Source organism: Bacillus sp. SJ-10 (assembly GCF_002843505.1).
Classification (GTDB): Bacteria; Bacillota; Bacilli; order Bacillales; family Bacillaceae; genus Bacillus; species Bacillus velezensis.
This window is the reverse complement of the sequence record NZ_CP025258.1, coordinates 2,046,132-2,065,571: the sequence shown is the minus strand read 5'-3', so window position 1 is coordinate 2,065,571 and position 19,440 is coordinate 2,046,132. Positions and strand designations below refer to the sequence as shown.

Here is a 19,440-nt window from a genome sequence, read left to right as displayed (position 1 = left end):
GGTGATTACTTCCCCTTTCTCATCATGTTGCTCGGATAAATCTTTTTGTCTACTTTAAATGTAACGATTTGCAGGGGATGGCGGGCAGCATCAAGCTCGTTTCCGTCTTCGTCCCAAATAGTGCCGATTGTGAATGTGAAATTGTCGATTTCAGGACCGAAAAATTCCACTTCGTCACCTTGTTTAAAGAAATTGCGCTGCTGGAGCGTCACCATTTGAGTGTCCTCGTTATACGCGAGCACGAGACCGGCAAAATCAAATGTTGTTTTCTTTCCGTGTTCACCGAACATCTGCTCTTCATACCCGGGCGTGCCTTCAAAGAAAGCAGGCGCGGTATCCCGGTTTGCACATTTGTCCAGCTCATCCAGCCATTCTTTTTGAATGACAAAGTTTTCAGGATCAGCGCAGTATGCGTCGATGACTTTGCGATACACGCTGACAACCGTCGCAACGTAATGAATTGATTTCATCCGGCCTTCAATTTTCAGGCTGTCGATGCCCATCTCGATCATTTGCGGAATGGATTCAATCAATTTTAAATCTTTCGGACTCATCGCAAACGGAGCGTCTTCTTCATCATAGAGCGCGACCGCGTTTGCACCGTCTGTCTGATACAGGTCATAATCCCAGCGGCAGGACTGACAGCAGCCGCCGCGGTTGGAATCCCGGGCCGTCATATGATTGCTCAGCACGCATCGGCCTGAATAAGCGATACACATGGCGCCGTGGATAAAGGTTTCAATTTCAATATCCACCTTTTCCTTCATTTCTTTAATTTCCAGTCCGCTCGTTTCACGGGCAAGCACCACGCGGTCAAGCCCTTCTTCTTTCCAGAACTGCACCGCTTTCCAGTTGGAAAGGGACTGCTGTGTGCTGAGGTGAATTTCTACGTCCGGGACCACTCTCCGGCATGTTTCAATAATCAGCGGATCAGCGACGATAATTCCGGCAACTTTTGCGTCTCCCAACGCTTTTAAGTATTCTTCCAGACCGTCCATATTTTCATTATGGGCGAAAATGTTTGTTGTCACATATATTTTTGCCCCGTATTTTTTGGCAAATTCTACGCCCTCTGCGATTTCTTCTATTGAGAAGTTATCCGCATTTGAGCGGAGTCCGTATTCCTGTCCTCCGATAAAAACCGCGTCCGCTCCGTAATGAACGGCAATTTTTAATTTTTCAAGGTTTCCTGCCGGAGCAAGGAGTTCAGGTTTTTTCGTAATGACGCGTTTTCCGTTTACGACTTTGGAAATGGTTTGATTTACGGCTGTCATCCGTTGCACCCTCCTTTTTAATAGACCGTTTCTTTAAAGAAGAATCCTGTGTCGATGCTTCTGTTCACAGGCTGAATGCTTTCAATCCGCTCTATCCAGCTCTCTTTTTTCTCTTCGTATGTCTCTCGGCTTTCGAAGCACAAATCGATTGCTTCTCTGTACATGCGGGTCACTTCAGTTAAGTATTCAGGAGACTTCAAAACTCCGTCGATTTTGAAAGAATCGATGCCGGCGTCCATCAGGTCCTCTAATTCATCAATCATGCACACATCGTTCGGGCTCATGATGTGCGTGCCGTTTTCATCTTCAAAAATCGGGTATTTATTGCCCCGTTCCTTGTCATGCAGAAACATCCCCGCTTCTTTTTTCTTCTGTTCGATGTCCATGACTTTTCCCTGGTATTCGAAGTAATGGCCCACTAAAGAACGCTTCGATTGGAACATGCACGTCATGCCGTGGATTTGAATTTCAATTTCCACTTCGGCGTTTTCTTTTATGTCAATGATGCTGTCCATATTTAATTCCTTAGCCAGCACTGCCCGCCGTGCGCCTTTGCGTCCCCAGTAATTGCAGGAATAGTAGTTGGTTCCCGTTGTTTCCGTGCTCCAGTGCAGTTTAAGCTCGGGAGCCGCTTCACGCGCCGCCATTAAAACGGCCGGATCACCGAAAACAGCCGCATCAACGCCGGCCTCCTGCAAAAAGGCAAGATAGCCGTTCAGCTCGTCCACTTTTTCGTTGTGAAAAATAGCATTCACGGCGGCGTACACTTTCGCGCCTTCCTGATGAGCTGTCTTTACGGCTTCTTTTATATCTTCTCTTGAAAATTCACCGGCCAGTCTTAGGCCGTATCTCTGTTCTCCGACTAACAGGGCCGTTGCGCCCGCTTGAATGAGCGGAAGAATATCCTGTACAGAAGTCGGAGTCACCAAAAGTTCAGGTTTTTTCATGATCCTTCACCTCTTCTTTTTACTGATGGCGATGCCGTCTCCGACCGGCAGTATGACCGTTTGATAGTCAGGCCGGTTCATCAGCCATTGGTTATATTGATCAATTTTTTCAACAAGCTTCCGTCTTCTTTTCGGCTCAATGTCCGAGTGATTTTGTGCCACCAGTCCTTTAAACAGAACATTGTCCGTAAAAATGACTCCATCCGGCGCAAGCATCGGTTCATAGAGCTCAAAAAAGTTCGTGTACTGGCCTTTGGCCGCGTCGATAAAAATGGCATCATAAGGAGCCGTGACACGGACAGACTCAGAAAGTTCCAGCGCATCCCCGTGCATTACGTGAATCCGATTTTCCATTTCAAAGTCTTTTATATTGTTCACAGCTTCTTCATAGCGTTTGTCGTCCCGTTCAATCGTGTAAATATTCGCATCCGGAAGCTCAAGCGCCATCCGTATGGCGGAATATCCGATTGCCGCGCCGATTTCCAAAATGTTTTTCGCCTGTTGAATCGACAGCATTTGAAGCAGCACTTCAATGCCCGCTTCTTCCATAATCGGAACATGGTGCTCTTTTGCATAGGCTTCAAGCTTTTTCACTTTATCAGGCCGAGGCTTCAGCATCGCGTTTATATACTCGTTTATTTGTTCATACCGATCATTCACGGCAAACAGCCTCCGTTCTAAAAAGGAGTGCCCCTGACGAATCCGCGGGGACACTCTCTTAAGACACTTCTTTATCCATAAGTAAACAACCCGATATATTTTATCATAAAACCTTTCAGAATGGAATAAAAGGAGAGCTTTTGCCCTCCTTTTATTCGCTGTCTTTTTTGGAAATATACTTTTCCTTCGCTTTATTATGGTCTTTTAATGTTTTGGTGAAAACAACCTCGCCGTTTGATTTTGCAAGGAAATAGAGATAATCCGTTTTGTCAGGGCGGAGAGCCGCTTCCCATGATGAATCGCCGGCATTTGCAATCGGTCCCGGCGGCATCCCCTTATGTTTATACGTATTAAACGGAGAATCAATTTTCAGGTCTTTGTAGTAGACCCGGCTTTTATGCTTACCGGCCGCATATAATACCGTCGGGTCAGTCTGCAGCGGCATTTTTTCTTCGAGCCTGTTGTAAAAAACGCTGGCGATTTTGTGACGGTCGGCTTTGGCGGTGGCTTCTTCTTCAATAAGTGATGCCATTGTCAGCGCGTTATGGACGGAAAGTTTCTTTTTTTCCAGTTCAGATTTATACGTTTCGATACGGGTGTTTGTTTCCTGAACCATTGCCGTCAAAATCGTGTCAAGCGATGCATCCGGATCATTAAACGGATATGTGGCCGGATACAGATAGCCTTCGAGCGGATGCTTGAGCTTCTTGTTTGAAAGCGCGTCCGTTATCGTATCAGGAAACTGTTTTTTCAGTTTGCCGATGAATGTTTTGTCATCCAGTTTCGCCATGATCTCTTCTTTTGAATATGATGTTTCTTTTGCGATCGCATCCGCAATCTGTGTAAGCTGTTTTCCTTCAGGAACGGAGATCTGAAAGGCATATCCCGTTGATCCCGCGGTCAGTTTTTTGATAATCGCATCCGCATCCATTCCTTTATTCAGGTGGTAAAATCCCGCCTGAAACCCGGAAGCGCCTTTATACTTCACATACAGCTGAAATGCTTTTTTGCTTTTGATGACATGCTGATACTCAAGAATTTCAGCGATTGCCGAAACGGAAGAACCGCTCGGAATATTAATATTGACTGCCGTTTTGCTGCCTTTGTCAACCGGGGACAGCAGAGATTTTCCATAGAAAAAAGCACCGCCAATGATGATAAGCAGAGCGATCACGGAGGACAGTATTATCGTCGTTTTTTTGTTTTTACGCGGAAATGAATTTTTAGTCTGATTGATATTCATACAAGTATTTTCCTCCCAACAGCTCTTATACTACATGATTCTTGTGCATTCGGCAATTTATTACAAAAAAAAGCCGAAGCGCATATGCGCTCCGGCTTTTTCCGTTCATTTTATTCTTCGTCTTCTTCCGCTAAAAACGTGTTCAGCGTTTCTTCGATCATTTCCCACTCTTCATCGGTTTCAATCGGCATCAGTTCGCCGTCTTCACCGTTTTCGTTCGGTTCGAAGCTTGAAGCGTGAATTTCGATTTCATCATCGTCTTGAGCATCAATCGGATAATAAAGTACGTAAGATTTGTTGAATGTGTCGTTTTCAAATGTGAACAGCACTTCGCAAAGCTGTTCGTTGCCTTGATCATCGACAATTGTAATGTGTTTTTCGCCGTGTTCCATTTCTTTCACCTCTTAGTTTAAACTGTCCAGATATCCTTGAAGGATCATGACAGCCGCCATTTTATCAATGACTTTTTTTCGTTTTTGCCTGCTCACGTCAGCCGCGATCAGCATTTTTTCAGCCGCCATCGTCGTCAGACGCTCGTCCCACAGCACAACAGGGACATTGTACGCTGTTTCAAGCAGTTTCGCAAATGTTTGGCTGGCTTCGCCTCTTGGACCGATCGTCCCGTTCATGTTTTTCGGAAAACCGAGCACGATCTTCTCTACATTATAGTCTTTCATCAGCTCGGATAAACGGTCCAGACCGTAATCTCCTTCAGCCTCGTTTATTTTTATCGTCTCAATGCCTTGAGCGGTCCAGCCCATTTCATCGCTTAAAGCTACGCCGAGTGTTTTCGTTCCAAGATCAAGTCCCAATATTCTCATGAATGTATTTACGCCTCTTTATGCTGTTCTAGATAGGATTTTACCAATTCCTCGATTAATTCGTCACGTTCCAGTTTGCGAATTAAGTTCCGGGCGTCGCGATGCCTAGGAATGTATGCAGGATCTCCAGACAGCAAGTATCCGACAATCTGGTTGATAGGATTGTACCCCTTTTCCTGAAGCGCATCATATACCGTAATCAGCACTTCTTCGACGTTTGTTTCAGCAGAATCATCGGAGAAATTAAATTTCATCGTTTTATCAAACGAGCTCACCGTTTTGCACCTCTTTCCCAAATTCGCAGGCAAAGTTCAGCCTGAGGTCCTCATCTTATCATCATTCTACACTAGTTGAAAGGATTATAAAACGGATTTTATCCAATCTTCCGCAGATGCGAGCGCCTCTTCCAATTTTTCAGGCTGCTTTCCGCCGGCCTGCGCCATGTCCGGACGTCCTCCGCCTCCGCCTCCGCAGACTTCAGCCGCTTGTTTGACCATTTTGCCGGCATGAAGGCCTTTTTCGATCAGGTCTTTCGTCACGCCTGCTGAAAGGTTGACTTTCTCATTTTGCACGGCGCCGAGAATGATGACCGCAGAACCGAGCTTCGCTTTCAGATCATCCACCATAGTGCGAAGGTGGTTCATGTCTTTCGCATTTACTTTTTCAGCCAGCACTTTTACGCCGCCGATGTCTTTTACTTTAGACAGAATGGCTCCGGCTTCCACATTGCCGAGTTTGCTGAGCAATGATTCATTTTCTCTTTGCGCTTCCTTCAGCTCTGCTTGAAGAGACTGAATTCGCTTCGGTACGTCTTTTACGTTTGATTTCAGCTCGTCCGCAGCGTGCTGCAGAAGGCTGAGCTGGCTGTTCATTTCCTGATAAGCGCCTTTTCCTGTTACGGCTTCGATTCTTCGCGTCCCTGCGCCGATCCCTGATTCGGATACGATTTTAAACAGACCGATTTCTGCCGTATTCGTGACATGGCATCCCCCGCAAAGCTCAAGGCTGTAATCTCCGACTTGTACGACGCGGACGATATCGCCGTATTTCTCGCCGAACAGGGCCATTGCGCCCATTTCTTTCGCTTCATTGATCGGTTTCAAATCAATCGCTACCGGAATGCTCTCCCAGATTTTTTCGTTGACGATTCCTTCAATGCGTTCAAGTTCTTCTTTCGTCACTTGACCGAAATGAGAGAAGTCAAAACGCAGGCGATTTTCGGTAACGAGTGAACCCGCTTGGTTGACATGTGTGCCGAGAACGTCTTTCAGCGCCTGGTGCAGAAGGTGGGTAGCCGTATGGTTTTTCACCACGCCGCTTCTCATTTGATCTTCCACTTCAGCCGTCACGCTTGCGCCTTTTTGAATCGTGCCGCTATCCACCGTGCCTTCGTGTACATGCTGACCGTTCGGAGCTTTTTTCACGTCTTTAATGGTTACGACAGCCTGCTCGCTTCTCAGCACTCCTCTGTCACCAATCTGTCCGCCGCTTTCAGCATAGAAAGGCGTTTTGTCAAGAAGGATTTGGACGGTATCCCCTTCATGCGCCTCGCTGATTAATTGCCCGTCATGAAGAAGCTCGATCACCTTCGCTTCAGCTTTTACGGCACTGTAGCCGACAAATGTGCTTTCTGCGGTAATGTCGCGCAATGCGCCGCCCTGCACCTGCATGCTTCCTACATCTTGGCGCGCATTTCTCGCCCGTTCACGCTGTTTTTCCATTTCGGCTTCAAAGCCTTTATGGTCAACCGTCATTTGCTCATCTTCCGCGTATTCCTCCGTTAATTCAACCGGGAATCCGTACGTATCGTACAGTTTGAATACGTCTTTTCCGGAGATGATGCCGCTGCCTTTTTCCTTCTCTTTCTTTATCACGTCGGATAAAATGGCCAGACCTTCGTTTAATGTTTCGTGGAAGCGCTCTTCCTCCGTTTTGATGACTTTGGCGATAAAATCTTGCTTTTCTTTCACCTCCGGATAGAAAGCGTCCATAATTCCCGCAACAGTCGGTACCAGCTCATACATAAACGGACGGCTGATACCGATGGTTTTCGCGTATCGCACAGCCCGGCGCAAGAGGCGTCTCAGTACATACCCGCGCCCTTCATTTGACGGCAGAGCTCCGTCGCTTACCGCAAATGCGACCGTTCTGATATGATCGGCGATCACTTTAAAAGCCGTATCCTTCACTGCATCCTTTCCGTAAGCATCTCCGGAAATGCGCTCTGTTGCTTCAATAATCGGCATAAACAAATCAGTGTCAAAGTTTGTCGGGACGTCCTGAATCACGGAGACCATCCGTTCAAGCCCCATGCCCGTATCAATGTTTTTCTTCGGAAGCGGTGTGTACGTGCCGTCCGGATTGTGGTTGAACTCTGAGAATACCAGGTTCCATACTTCAAGATAGCGGTCATTTTCGCCGCCCGGATACAATTCAGAATCTGACGGGTCATTGCCGTATTTCTCGCCGCGGTCATAGAAAATTTCCGTATTCGGTCCGCTCGGGCCTTCGCCGATATCCCAGAAGTTCCCTTCCAGACGGATGATTCTTTCTTCCGGAACGCCGATTTTTTCCGCCCATAGCGTATAAGCTTCTTCATCCTCAGGGTGAACCGTTACAGACAGCAGCTCCGGATCAAAGCCGATCCACTTTTCGCTCGTTAAAAACTCCCATGCCCACGTGATGGCTTCTTCTTTAAAATAATCACCGATGGAAAAGTTTCCGAGCATCTCAAAGAACGTGTGGTGGCGCGCCGTTTTCCCCACATTTTCAATATCATTTGTGCGGATTGATTTTTGCGCGTTTACAATTCTCGGATTCTCCGGCACAACGCGGCCGTCAAAGTATTTTTTCAGCGTCGCAACGCCGCTGTTGATCCATAATAAAGACGGATCTTCATGCGGAACCAATGAGGCGCTCGGTTCAACGGCATGGCCTTTTTCTTTAAAGAAATCTAAAAACATTTGACGCACTTCAGCAGAAGTTAAGTGTTTCATCTATATTCCTCCTTATCACTACCCGAAATTCTCTTTTGCGACAGCAAAAAAGCTCTCTCCCTATGCAAACCATGCGTTCACACAGGGACGAGAGCTGTCTCGCGGTACCACCCTGATTACAGGCCGAAAAAGGCCTGTCACCTTTCATCCCGTAACGCAGGATTGCGGCAGCCTTTAACTGCACTCAGGATTAGCTTCGGCCGATCTTCTGCTGAAGCTCCTTTCAGCGTATCGGAGCTTCTCTCTTAAACAGGGCTTCGGCGTACTCATATCCGTCACTCGAGATTCGTATGTATTCTACTCGAAATTATAGACAAGCAGAACCCGAATGTCAATGTTCCGTCCTGATCCGCAAAAAGTGAATGGCCGTCACTTTTAAAACGGCTGCCGCCGGAACAGCGAGAATCATGCCGGGGATGCCCGCGAGCTCTCCTCCGGCAAGGAGCGCCAGCATGATCACGACGGGGTGCATTCTGAGACTGCGCCCGACAATAAGCGGGCTCAAAATGTTTCCTTCTATAAATTGCAGAATAAAAATGGTGACGATTACGATGATCACAGCTTTAGCAGAAATCGCCAGCGAAAGGAGCAGCGCCGGTACAGCGCCGATAAACGGACCGAAATACGGGATGACATTCGTAATCCCGATGGCAAGGCCCAAAATCAGCGGGTAAGGAAGCCCGAACAGCCAAAATGAAACGCCGGCTATTAGCCCGAGCAAAAAACAAACGAGAAGCTGACCGCGGATGTAATCACCGAGAGAGTCGTCCACATCCCGCAGAAATTCACTCCCCCTTTTCCTCCAGGACTTCGGCGTCAAATACCAGACTGTCTTTTTCATGACGTCTATATCCTTCACCATATAGAACACGAGAAAAGGAATCGTCGCCGCGATCAGGATATAATCAAGCACGAAACGGATGCTTCTGATCGTGCTTTCAATCGTGCCGGCAAGAAACGTTTCTGTCTGCTGAATCATTTTGTCCATCCGATGGTGCATGCCGTCAGGCCAATGATCCGTGTGATTATGCAGATGCTTCAGCATACTGTTGTAGTTTTTGGCAAGACCGGGAATGCTCTCAGACAGATCCTGCAGCTGTTCAATTAAAACAGGAACCCCTTTATAAACCCCCCAGCCGATTCCGCCGAAAAACAGGCAATAAATCAGAAGCAGGCTTAAAGTTCTAGGCATCCCTTTTCTATGAAGCCATTCAGTAATCGGAAGTAAAAGATAAGCAATAAATACTGCGATGAATATAGGAATAAAGAGAGATTTTATAACAAGCCAAATGGGAGACCATAACATATCGAGCATGCAAAAGACATACACTGTTAACAAAACGAGCAGACATACAGCCGTCCACATTAAGAGCTGCAGCGGTTTTTGAAGCATGACGTTTCACCTCTTGCTTTATCTTTTGACAGAAAGCCGGAATTATTCCCGTTTCATAAACTCCGCCTTATGACGCAGACCTCTTGACGGAAATAATTATCAGAAATTACGAAATAATCTAAATAATATTCATAAAAATCTGTATAACCATCGTAATGTGTTAAAGGATTTCAAAAACTGTCCAGTCAATATGACTCATGTTTTTTAAGGAGGATGGCCATGATTTCATTTCAGGATGTAAATAAGCACTACGGACATTTCCACGTGCTGAAAAACATTAATCTGCACATTAAAAAAGGGGAAGTCGTCGTTATCATCGGACCTTCAGGATCGGGAAAAAGCACGCTTCTCCGCTGCATTAATCAGCTGGAAACAGTTGATGGAGGCGCCTTAACAGTAAACGGCGTCTCCATCCATGACAAGAAAACGGATATAAATAAAGTCCGCCGCAATATCGGCATGGTGTTTCAGCATTTTCATCTGTACCCGCACAAAACCGTTCTGCAAAACATTATGCTCGCACCGATCAAAGTGCTTAAGCAATCAAAAGAAGAAGCAAAAGAAACGGCCTTATACTATTTGAAAAAAGTCGGTATACCGGAAAAAGCGGACGCTTATCCTTCACAGCTTTCCGGCGGCCAGCAGCAGCGTGTCGCCATCGCCAGGGGGCTTGCGATGAAGCCCGAAATTATGCTGTTTGACGAACCTACATCCGCGCTTGATCCGGAAATGATCGGGGAAGTGCTGGATGTCATGAAAACACTCGCAAAAGAAGGCATGACCATGGCAGTCGTCACACATGAAATGGGATTCGCAAAAGAAGTGGCGGACCGCATCGTGTTTATCGACGGCGGAGCCATCTTAGAAGAAGCTGCACCGGCTGAATTTTACGAAAGCCCCCGTGAAGAGAGGGCGCGTTTATTCTTAAGCCGTATTTTAAATCACTGAAAAGAAACGGAGGAGCGCTTATGTCACGCGTAACAAAATGGTTGTCATTCGGATTGATATCACTGCTGGCCGTCTTTATGCTGGCAGCCTGCGGAGGGAAAGATACGTCCGGGGATTCAAAGGGAACGGGAAAAGACACGTTAGCCTCTATTAAAGACAGAGACAAAATCATCTTCGGCGTCAAAACCGACACGAGGTTATTCGGACTGAAAAACCCAAGCTCCGGTGATATTGAAGGCTTCGATATCGATATCTCAAAACAGCTTGCAAAAGATATTCTGGGGGATGAGAAGAAAGCGGAATTTAAAGAAGTGACGTCAAAAACGAGAATTCCGATGCTGCAAAACGGCGATATCGACGCCATCACCGCCACGATGACGATAACGGATGAGCGGAAAAAAGAAGTTGATTTCTCAGATGTTTATTTTGAAGCCGGGCAATCCCTGCTCGTCAAAAAAGGAAGCAGCATCAAAAGCACCGAAGACCTGGGAAAAGGCTCAAAAGTATTGGCGGTAAAAGGCTCTACTTCCTCACAAAACATCAGAGAAAAAGCGCCTGACGCCTCAGTGCTGGAATTTGAAAATTACGCCGAAGCGTTCACCGCGCTAAAAGCGGGACAGGGAGATGCGCTCACAACCGATAATGCGATTTTATACGGCATGGCGGATGAAAATAAACAATATCAGCTGACAGGCGAAACCTTCACCGATGAACCTTACGGAATCGCCGTCAAAAAAGGCCAATCCGGACTTATCAAGGAAATCAACGCCTCTTTGAAAAAAATGAAAGCCGACGGCAGGTACGAAAAAATCTATAAAAAATGGATTAAAGAAGAACCGGCAAAATAGAAAGGACCGCGGGATGAGCAGGCATGCTCATCCCCGTTTTATAAGGAGTGACATAGATGAACTTTTCAATTTTAACGGAAAACTTCGATATGTATATGGACGGTTTCCTGCACACATTGCTTGCGAGCTTCATCGCGCTGGCAGGCAGCTTTGCGCTGGGCGTTCTGATCGCAGTCATGAGAATCACGGCTTTCAAACCCCTTCAATGGATCGGCACTGCGTATGTGGAATTTATCCGGAACATCCCGCTTCTCCTCATCACATTCGTTTTTTATTTCGGACTTCCGAACGCCGGGCTGAGATTGGACGGCTTTCAGGCGGGAACGATTGCGCTGACGATTTACACGTCGGCCTTTATCGCAGAAGCCATCAGAGCCGGAATTCAGACTGTCTCCAAAGGGCAGATGGAAGCAGCCAGATCGTCAGGCTTCACCTACAGTCAGGCGATGAGATACGTCATTCTTCCTCAGGCCGTAAAAATCGTGATTCCCCCGCTCGGAAACCAATTTCTCAACCTTGTCAAAAACTCATCAATACTCGGAGTGGTGGCGGGACTCGATTTGATGTATCAGGCGGATCTCGTTTCCTCAAGTACTCTTGTCGTGTTTGATGTCTATATTTTCGTCGCGCTTTTTTATTTGATAGTAACGATCCCGCTCAGCATCGGGGTTCACTATTTGGAAAGACGTCTCGGAAAGAGTTATTAGAGAAGGAGAGTGAAAAACATGGATTTTAGCGGCGCCTATACACCTGACCATCTGCTGTTTTTATGGGACGGCTTTTTGGTCACACTTTATGTTGCGCTGATCTCCATTGTCCTGAGTTTTATTTTCGGGCTTGCCGCCGGCACTTTGCGCTATGCGAAAATTCCTATCGTCTCGGGCATTATAGCGGCCATTGTGGAAACCATCCGCAACCTGCCGCTGTTATTAATCATTTTCTTTACGTTTTTTGCCCTTCCGGAAATCGGGATCAAACTGGAAATTACCGCGGCCGCCATCACGGCGCTGACGATTTTTGAATCGGCCATGCTGTCAGAAATCATCAGAAGCGGTTTGCAATCCGTTGACAAAGGACAGATTGAAGCGGCGCGTTCTTCAGGACTGACGTACACGCAGACTCTTTTTCTCGTCATCATGCCGCAGGCGCTCAGGCGTATGGTTCCTCCGATTGTGAGCCAGTTTATTTCTTTATTAAAGGATACGTCACTTGCGGTCGTCATCGCTCTGCCCGAACTGATTCATAACGCGCAGATTTTAAACGGACAAAGCGCTGACGGGGGATATTTTTTCCCGATCTTTCTGCTGGCGGCCCTGATGTATTTCGCGGTCAATTACAGCCTGTCTCTTGCAGCCAGACGGCTGGAAGCGAGACAAACGTAAAAAGGATACTTCCGGAGAAGTATCCTTTTTTCTGCTTAAAACATTTTCATGACTCGTCTTCTCATCCGTTTCATACCTTTTTTATTCAGCATATCGGACTGAGAAGCCATACGATACATAACGGCTCCAGCTCCTAAAGCCAACAGAGAGGTCATTGTTCTGCCCATCGCGCGTATCTCCTTTCAACTTTAAAAATTGATACTGCGTTCGTCTTCAGAAAACAAATCATCAAGACTGCTTAACGTGCCGTCTTCCTCTACTTGATGTGTCGCAATTTTGCCTTTGGCCACCGTCAGCTCAATGAAGCAGCCCCAGCAATAGTATTGGTTTACGCCGATTTTGCCGATATCTTTACTTTTGCAGTTCGGACATACAAGCACAGACTACACCTCTTATCCGTTCAGGACGATGCCTTCTTTCCCCGCTTCGATAAGCGTATCGGCGGCGCGGCGCACTTGGCGTCTGCCAGCCAGATCTGAAAAGAAGCCGTCCGAGAGTTCATATGCTACGATTATGCCCCTGTCCAAACAAAAGTATACATCTTCCAGCAAACCGAACATTTCACCATCAGGCGATTTCACCGGCTGCATCTTAATCTGTTCAAAAGTGAAACAGCTCTTCGGCAAAGGCTGCAAATGAGCATGACCGGCAGCTACGGCTTCTTGATCCATCTCTTTTATATCACTTGCCTCTAAAAAAAGATGGCGGTTGTGAAACAGGCGTTTCTGCTCCAGCACGAAACCGAGAAACCGGCCGTCCAGAGAGAAACATACATCCGATATCATCCCGAGACTGCGCCCGGTGTTTTCGTCATATACTGTTCGTCCTTCAGCTGCATGGCATGTTCTCAAAGTGTGATCAACCACCTTTTGTTGAACACGTATAGGTTTTGCCAAGAAGCCGGGCAGCATACTTTGAAATGACTTCCACAGGCGAAAACCCGGCGCATGTTTATGCTCCGGGTTTTATTTACGCTTTTTCTTCCATAAAGTCAAACGGCGTGATGCCTTCCATTCCGATGTTCGCATCATATACACTGAACGGCAGCTCTTTTTGCAGGGCGGCCAGTTCTGCATCCATCTCTTCAGTCTGCTCTGTGAGCCTGTTTTTAAGCGACGTCTGTCTGACGGTGGCATCATTGTTTTTGACGCCCCATTCAAGTGCTTCTTCTTCTCCGCAAAGAATCAGAAATTTTTTCGCCCTTGTTATGGCGGTATAAAGCAGATTTCTCCTGAGCATTCGATAGTAGCCTTTGACGACAGGCAGGACGACAATCGGGAATTCGCTTCCCTGCGACTTATGAATGGAACAGCAGTAAGCGTGGGTAAACTGGCTGAAATCCTTTTTCGTAAAGGTGATTTCGTTGCCGTCAAACGAGACGACGACCATGTCTTCTTTTTCCGTATTTTCTTTGGCATAAAAAATGGACACGATTTCGCCGATATCGCCGTTAAACACATTGTTTTCCGGCTGGTTGACAAGCTGCAATATTTTATCGCCCGTCCTGTAGACGACATCACCGAATTTCAGCTCCCGCCTTTTTTCTTTCGGCGGATTCATGATGTCTTGAAGAAGCATATTCAGCTCGTTAATTCCCGCTTTTCCCCTGTACATCGGGGCGAGCACTTGAATATCCCTGGAGGTATACCCCTTTTTTAACGCGTTCGAGACGACCTGATCCACGACTTCTTTCATCTGTGAAGAATTACAGCGGATAAATGAGCGGTCCTTTGTCGGCGCGGTCAGCCCTTTTGGAAGCAGTCCTTTTTTCATATCATGCGCAAGTTCCACAATGGATGATCCTTCAGCCTGACGGTAAATATCTGTCAGACGCACGGTCGGCAGCACCTCAGAAGCCAAAAGGTCTCTGAGCACCTGCCCCGGTCCTACTGAAGGAAGCTGGTCTTCATCACCGACGACAATGAGCTGAATGTGCTTAGGAAGCGCCTTAAACAAATGGCTGGCGAGCCAGATATCGAGCATACTCGCTTCGTCTATAATGATCAGTTTCCCTTCAATCGGCTGATCTTCATTGTAGGTAAAGCCTTCAGCGCCATTCCAGCCGAGCAGCCTGTGAATCGTAACAGCCGGCAGACCCGTAGATTCGCTCATCCGTTTTGCAGCTCTTCCGGTCGGCGCGGCAAGCAGCACCGGAAACGCCTCGTCTTTTTTATAATCACCGGGGTCAAGCGATACTCCGTGCAGTTCACTGTATAATTCCACGATTCCTTTAATAACGGTCGTTTTCCCCGTCCCGGGTCCTCCGGTCAGTAAAAGCATCGGTGAAGACAGCGCTTTTTGAATGGCATCCTTTTGGCTTGGTGCGTATTGAACATTCATCCGTTCTTCCAGTTCACCGAGTGCAAGCAGAAATTCCGATTCAGGAAATTGATCGGCATACTCCGTCTGAGCCGCAATGTCGAGCACGCGTTTTGCAACATTTTGTTCCGCGTAAAACAAGGACGGAAAATAGCAGCGCTCTCCTTCAATGACGATATCCTTACTCTCCCCGAGGGCGATGATGCCGTCAGCCGCATCCATCTCCGTAACGCGGCCGCCTTCAGCTGACTGATTCAGGAGCGTTTGCGTATTGATAATCAGCTGCTTTGTCTCTATGTACGTATGGCCTTCTGAAAGACAGGTCGATTCAATCGTATATAAGATTGCCGCTTTGATCCGCTCCGGGTGGTTTCCTGACAGACCCATTTTTCCGCCCAGCTCGTCAGCTTTCACAAAGCCGATGCCTTCAACGTCTTTTACAAGCTGATAAGGATTTTCCTGAATTTTCTCCAGGGTTTCCGTTTCGTAGGCCTGATATATTTTCATTGATAGCTGGGGCCCGAAACCGTATTGATTCAGAGAGATCATAATCTGCTCAAGCCCCTGATGCCGCTGCAGCTCTCCGGCAAGCTTATCCGCTTTCTTTTTCGACATTTTCGGCACATCGTAAAGCACCGACGCATCCGTCAGAATTTTATTGAGCGCGCCGTCTCCGAGCTTTTTGACGATTTCTTCCGCCGTTTTTTTTCCGATTCCTTCAAACAGATCACTTGATAAGTAGTGAATGATCCCTTCTTTTGTGGTCGGAATTTCTTTTTTAAAGTGTTCAGCCTGAAATTGCAGGCCGAACTTAGGATGCGTGGCGGTTTTTCCGTAAAATGTGTAGGTCTCATCTTCTTGCAGCAGAGGGAAGTAGCCCGTTACGGATACGACCTTGTCTTCGATCGCCTCAGACGTTTCTGCAACTTTGACTTTCAGCACTGTATACAGGTTGGTGTCATTATGATAAATGACCGTATGAATGACGCCTTTTACATACGGCTGTTCTTCGATGTTCAGCTGATCCACGAGCCTTCCCTCCTTTTGTTATGACTGGGTGATAAGCTGTTTCGCATGAAGCGCAAGCATATGATCAGGCTGTATGCCGATTGCGCCTTCCAGCATCTCAAGCGCCTTTTCACGATTTTCTTTGTACGCGTAAGCGACTCCGGCATTATAAAATGAGTCCGCGTGGCTTGGGTCCTGCTCGATCACCGTCTCAAACTGTGCCAGAGCTTCATCCAGCATTTCTTCATTTGCGAGACACATTCCGAACTGGAAGCGTGCTTCCGTGTCATTTTCGTTTAATTCAACGGCACGCTGCAAATACGGCAGTGCAAGCTTCGGCCGCTCTAATTTAACGAGAACGGTCCCCAGCATATAAAACAAATCTCCGTTTTCCATTCCGGAGCGAAGCGCTTTTTCAAACATATCCTTCGCTTCGGAAAACGATTCTTTCATCACATATACGTTTCCCGCACCGTAATAAGCGGCTGCCGCCGAATTGTCCAATTCAAGCGCTCTGTTATAGAATGCAAGCGCCCGTTCGAGTTCGTTCACAGAAGAAAGCAGATTTGCGAAGTTGATATACGGCACCGGATCTTGGCCGTTTTCCTCAATCGCTTTCGTAAAAGCCTCTGCCGCTTTTTCAAAATCGCCCTCCTGCATGGCGTCAATCCCGATTTTATTATAATCCATTTTTAACTTCCTTTCGCTAAAAAACCCCAACATGCGAGTTGAGGTTTTTTACATGTGTTATACGTACCACAATTTTGTTCCGTCTTTATAAACGTCATCTATCGTTCCGCCGCCGAGGCACTCTTCTCCGTCATAAAAAACGACGGCTTGTCCCGGTGTGACGGCACGTACCTGCCCGTCAAAAATGACTTCCGCTTCATCATCACCCGTCATTTTCACCGTTACTTTGTGATCTTCCTGACGGTAGCGGAATTTCGCCGTGCATGTCATTTCGCCGCCGTCCATCAGACCTGGACGCGTCCAGCTGACATTTGTCGCCGTGATCTTATCGGAATACAGAAGCGGATTATGGAATCCTTGATCAACATACAGAATGTTTTTTTCAAGATCTTTACCGACGGCGAACCACGGCTCGCCGCTTCCGCCGATTCCAAGACCGTGGCGCTGTCCGATTGTATAATACATCAGACCGTCATGACGCCCTTTTACTTCTCCGTCCATTGTCATCATATCGCCCGGCTGAGCGGGGAGATATTGGCTGAGAAACGTTTTGAAGTTGCGTTCGCCGATAAAGCAGATTCCCGTGCTGTCTTTTTTCGCAGCTGTCGCAAGTTCCCCTTCTTTGGCGATTTCCCGCACGCGGCTTTTTTGCAGATCACCGATCGGGAACATGACTTTGCTGAGCTGTTCCTGATTGAGCTGATTCAGAAAATAAGTCTGGTCCTTGTTTTCATCCAGACCGCGGAGCATGCGCACTGTACCTGCGCTTCTGTCCACGCGGGCGTAATGGCCCGTCGCAAGATAATCCGCGCCGAGTGACAGAGCATGATCCAAGAAAGCCTTAAACTTAATTTCTTTATTGCACATGACATCCGGATTGGGGGTTCTTCCGGCTTTATATTCATCAAGGAAATATTGAAATACCTTTTCCCAATATTGCTTCTCAAAGTTGACGGCATAATACGGAATTCCGATCTGGTTGCAGACCCGGATGACGTCTTCATAATCTTCCGTCGCCGTGCAAAAACCGTTTTCGTCCGTATCATCCCAGTTTTTCATAAAGATTCCGATTACATCGTAGCCCTGCTCCTTCAGCAGAAGGGCCGCCACGGAAGAGTCCACGCCGCCGGACATGCCGACTACGACTCTTGTATCCTCCGGCCGTTTTTCCATTTGCATTCACTCCATTAAAAACGTAAGTCCGCCGTTTTAAGCAAGCCGTTTAACGACGGCGGCAAGCTTTTCGGCGGCTGTTTCGATTTGTTCCGCCGTATTGCCGAGGCCGAAGCTGAGGCGGATTGACGAAGTCAGCCTGCCGCTCTCACTTCCGAACATGGCCGTAAGCACATGGGACGGAAGAACGGATCCCGCTGTACAAGCAGATCCGCTGGAGACGGCAATGCCTTCCATGTCAAGATTGACCAGCAGCGCTTCCACCGGCACACCGGGAAAGTAAAGGTTTAAAATATGAGGCAGGCATTTCTCGGCATCTCCGTTCACCTCCGCTGTAACGCCGGATTTTTCCAGCGTGCTCATGATAATGTTCTTAAACTCCTTATACTTCGCTGTTTTCTCTTCCCTCTCACGGTTTGAAAGGACGACCGCTTCTTTTAAGCCGGCGATGCCCGGTACATTTTCCGTCCCCGCGCGGCGCTTTCGTTCCTGCTCTCCCCCGAGAAGAATCGGTGACAGCTTCACCTCTTGATTTACATATAAAAAGCCTGTCCCTTTAGGCCCGTTAAGCTTGTGACCGGAAACAGACAGCATGTCAATTCTGCTTTTTTTCACGTCAATCGGCATATAACCGAATGCCTGGACGGCATCTGTGTGAAAATAGGCCTGATGCCCGCTTAACAGCTCTCCGATTTCGTCAATCGGCTGAATGGTTCCGACTTCGTTATTGCCATACATGACGGTAACAAGGATTGTATCATCACGGAGCGCTTCTTTCACCTGATTTGCACTGATCCGTCCTGAAGGGCCGGGGATGAGGTATGTCACCTCAAAGCCGTCTTCTTCCAGCTTTTCGCAGGCGTGCAATACAGCATGATGCTCAACAGCGGTGGTAATGATATGCTTTCCTTCATTCTTCCGGGCGGCAGCCGTTCCGAAAATCGCTAAATTATCAGCCTCCGTGCCGCCGCTTGTGAAAATAATTTCCTGTTCTTTCGCACTGATTTCGCGCGCGATGTCCGCTCTCGCTTCATCGACCCATTTCCGGGATTCTCTCCCGAATGAATGAATGCTTGACGGGTTGCCGAAACTGCCGAAGAAATGGGGCTTCATTTCTTCGAGCACACGCTCATCCATCGGGGAAGTCGCGGCATGATCTAAATAAATCCGTTCCATTGTCTGTACACCTCTGGTTTAAATATAGAACATATAAGCTTCCTGCTCGCCGTCCGTGTAGCTCGCAAGGTCTTCTAACGTCGTGCTGTCCAGCACGTCTTTTACAGCGTCGCGGATGCGGATCCATAACTCCCGCTTGGCAGGCTCTTCATCCTCAAGCACTTCTACCGGGCTGATCGGCCCTTCCAGCACTCTGATAATGTCTCCGGCCGTTATCTCTTCAGGCTGGCCCCCGAGCACGTAACCCCCGTAAGCGCCTCTGATGCTTTTTACGAGTCCGGCGTTTCTGAGCGGTGATACAAGCTGTTCCAAGTAATGCTCAGAAAGGCTGTTTGTTTGGGCGATGCTTTTGAGCGACGTCGGACCGTCTCCGTGCTTTTTCGCCAATTCAATCATAATGGTGAGCCCGTATCTTCCCTTTGTCGATATTTTCAATATGAACACCCCAGTCAATTCTAATTGTTAATTTATACAAGTAAATGGATATGAATAATCTGTTTAGTATCTTATAGACCAACTGTTATTATAACATAACTTATCCTAATTTTCATTGAAACACGGG

General features: G+C 47.4%; 21 protein-coding genes and 1 other annotated feature. Of the genes, 4 read left to right on the top strand and 17 right to left on the bottom strand.

Annotated features, from left to right (window positions below; translation table 11 throughout):
- Positions 1 to 5: 5 nt before the first annotated feature.
- The 9 genes from CXL14_RS10550 to CXL14_RS10510 form a co-directional block, all read right to left on the bottom strand.
- A complete protein-coding gene (locus tag CXL14_RS10550) occupies positions 6 to 1,274 on the bottom strand; it encodes a peptidase U32 family protein (RefSeq protein WP_089072451.1) in 1,269 nt (422 codons plus the stop codon).
- Between the two features lie 17 nt (positions 1,275 to 1,291).
- Positions 1,292 to 2,221, bottom strand: coding sequence for a peptidase U32 family protein (locus tag CXL14_RS10545; RefSeq protein WP_007408214.1), 930 nt, complete (start codon positions 2,219 to 2,221; stop codon positions 1,292 to 1,294).
- Between the two features lie 6 nt (positions 2,222 to 2,227).
- Positions 2,228 to 2,881 carry an O-methyltransferase gene (locus CXL14_RS10540; RefSeq protein WP_014418515.1) on the bottom strand — a complete coding sequence of 218 codons (654 nt, stop codon included), beginning with the start codon at positions 2,879 to 2,881 and terminating at the stop codon, positions 2,228 to 2,230.
- A 151-nt stretch (positions 2,882 to 3,032) separates the two neighbouring features.
- A complete protein-coding gene (gene mltG / locus CXL14_RS10535) occupies positions 3,033 to 4,124 on the bottom strand; it encodes an endolytic transglycosylase MltG (protein ID WP_089072452.1) in 1,092 nt (363 codons plus the stop codon).
- Between the two features lie 110 nt (positions 4,125 to 4,234).
- On the bottom strand, positions 4,235 to 4,516 hold the full coding sequence (locus CXL14_RS10530; RefSeq protein WP_003152751.1) for a DUF1292 domain-containing protein: 282 nt from the start codon (positions 4,514 to 4,516) through the stop codon (positions 4,235 to 4,237).
- A gap of 12 nt (positions 4,517 to 4,528) precedes the next feature.
- A complete protein-coding gene (gene ruvX / locus CXL14_RS10525; RefSeq protein WP_003152750.1) occupies positions 4,529 to 4,945 on the bottom strand; it encodes a Holliday junction resolvase RuvX in 417 nt (138 codons plus the stop codon).
- Positions 4,946 to 4,953: 8 nt separating this feature from the next.
- A complete protein-coding gene (locus tag CXL14_RS10520; protein WP_003152749.1) occupies positions 4,954 to 5,220 on the bottom strand; it encodes an IreB family regulatory phosphoprotein in 267 nt (88 codons plus the stop codon).
- An 84-nt stretch (positions 5,221 to 5,304) separates the two neighbouring features.
- Positions 5,305 to 7,941, bottom strand: a complete 2,637-nt coding sequence (gene alaS / locus CXL14_RS10515; RefSeq protein WP_101287788.1) for an alanine--tRNA ligase — start codon at positions 7,939 to 7,941, stop codon at positions 5,305 to 5,307.
- A gap of 80 nt (positions 7,942 to 8,021) precedes the next feature.
- Positions 8,022 to 8,229 (bottom strand) — a binding site (T-box leader).
- 43 nt (positions 8,230 to 8,272) lie between these two features.
- On the bottom strand, positions 8,273 to 9,334 hold the full coding sequence (locus CXL14_RS10510; RefSeq protein ID WP_007612803.1) for an AI-2E family transporter: 1,062 nt from the start codon (positions 9,332 to 9,334) through the stop codon (positions 8,273 to 8,275).
- A gap of 219 nt (positions 9,335 to 9,553) precedes the next feature.
- Here CXL14_RS10510 and CXL14_RS10505 point away from each other — a divergent pair, with 219 nt between their 5' ends.
- From CXL14_RS10505 to CXL14_RS10490, 4 genes are read left to right on the top strand one after another with little or no spacing between them, the layout of a single operon-like run.
- Positions 9,554 to 10,282 (top strand): amino acid ABC transporter ATP-binding protein, encoded by a 729-nt coding sequence (locus CXL14_RS10505; protein ID WP_007408209.1) that lies wholly within the window; start codon positions 9,554 to 9,556, stop codon positions 10,280 to 10,282.
- 20 nt (positions 10,283 to 10,302) lie between these two features.
- Positions 10,303 to 11,130 (top strand): transporter substrate-binding domain-containing protein, encoded by an 828-nt coding sequence (locus CXL14_RS10500; protein ID WP_021494374.1) that lies wholly within the window; start codon positions 10,303 to 10,305, stop codon positions 11,128 to 11,130.
- Positions 11,131 to 11,186: 56 nt separating this feature from the next.
- Positions 11,187 to 11,837 (top strand): amino acid ABC transporter permease, encoded by a 651-nt coding sequence (locus CXL14_RS10495; protein WP_007408207.1) that lies wholly within the window; start codon positions 11,187 to 11,189, stop codon positions 11,835 to 11,837.
- Positions 11,838 to 11,855: 18 nt separating this feature from the next.
- On the top strand, positions 11,856 to 12,512 hold the full coding sequence (locus CXL14_RS10490) for an amino acid ABC transporter permease (RefSeq protein WP_088056445.1): 657 nt from the start codon (positions 11,856 to 11,858) through the stop codon (positions 12,510 to 12,512).
- A gap of 35 nt (positions 12,513 to 12,547) precedes the next feature.
- Here CXL14_RS10490 and CXL14_RS10485 read toward each other — a convergent pair whose 3' ends face one another.
- The 8 genes from CXL14_RS10485 to cymR all read right to left on the bottom strand — a co-directional run bounded on the left by CXL14_RS10485 (position 12,548) and on the right by cymR (position 19,313).
- Positions 12,548 to 12,679, bottom strand: a complete 132-nt coding sequence (locus CXL14_RS10485; RefSeq protein ID WP_003152741.1) for a YrzQ family protein — start codon at positions 12,677 to 12,679, stop codon at positions 12,548 to 12,550.
- A gap of 21 nt (positions 12,680 to 12,700) precedes the next feature.
- Complete coding sequence (locus CXL14_RS10480; RefSeq protein WP_003152738.1) at positions 12,701 to 12,892, bottom strand: hypothetical protein; 192 nt, start codon at positions 12,890 to 12,892, stop codon at positions 12,701 to 12,703.
- 12 nt (positions 12,893 to 12,904) lie between these two features.
- Complete coding sequence (locus CXL14_RS10475; RefSeq protein WP_007408205.1) at positions 12,905 to 13,363, bottom strand: PRC-barrel domain-containing protein; 459 nt, start codon at positions 13,361 to 13,363, stop codon at positions 12,905 to 12,907.
- Positions 13,364 to 13,481: 118 nt separating this feature from the next.
- A complete protein-coding gene (gene recD2 / locus CXL14_RS10470) occupies positions 13,482 to 15,860 on the bottom strand; it encodes an SF1B family DNA helicase RecD2 (RefSeq protein WP_061862426.1) in 2,379 nt (792 codons plus the stop codon).
- An 18-nt stretch (positions 15,861 to 15,878) separates the two neighbouring features.
- Entirely contained in the window at positions 15,879 to 16,499 is a 621-nt protein-coding gene (locus CXL14_RS10465) for a tetratricopeptide repeat protein (protein WP_088056567.1), read from the bottom strand.
- Positions 16,500 to 16,586: 87 nt separating this feature from the next.
- Entirely contained in the window at positions 16,587 to 17,702 is a 1,116-nt protein-coding gene (gene mnmA, locus CXL14_RS10460) for a tRNA 2-thiouridine(34) synthase MnmA (protein ID WP_088056444.1), read from the bottom strand.
- 36 nt (positions 17,703 to 17,738) lie between these two features.
- Entirely contained in the window at positions 17,739 to 18,878 is a 1,140-nt protein-coding gene (locus tag CXL14_RS10455) for a cysteine desulfurase family protein (RefSeq protein ID WP_007612815.1), read from the bottom strand.
- A gap of 18 nt (positions 18,879 to 18,896) precedes the next feature.
- Positions 18,897 to 19,313 carry a cysteine metabolism transcriptional regulator CymR gene (gene cymR, locus CXL14_RS10450; RefSeq protein ID WP_003152730.1) on the bottom strand — a complete coding sequence of 139 codons (417 nt, stop codon included), beginning with the start codon at positions 19,311 to 19,313 and terminating at the stop codon, positions 18,897 to 18,899.
- Positions 19,314 to 19,440 lie beyond the last annotated feature (127 nt).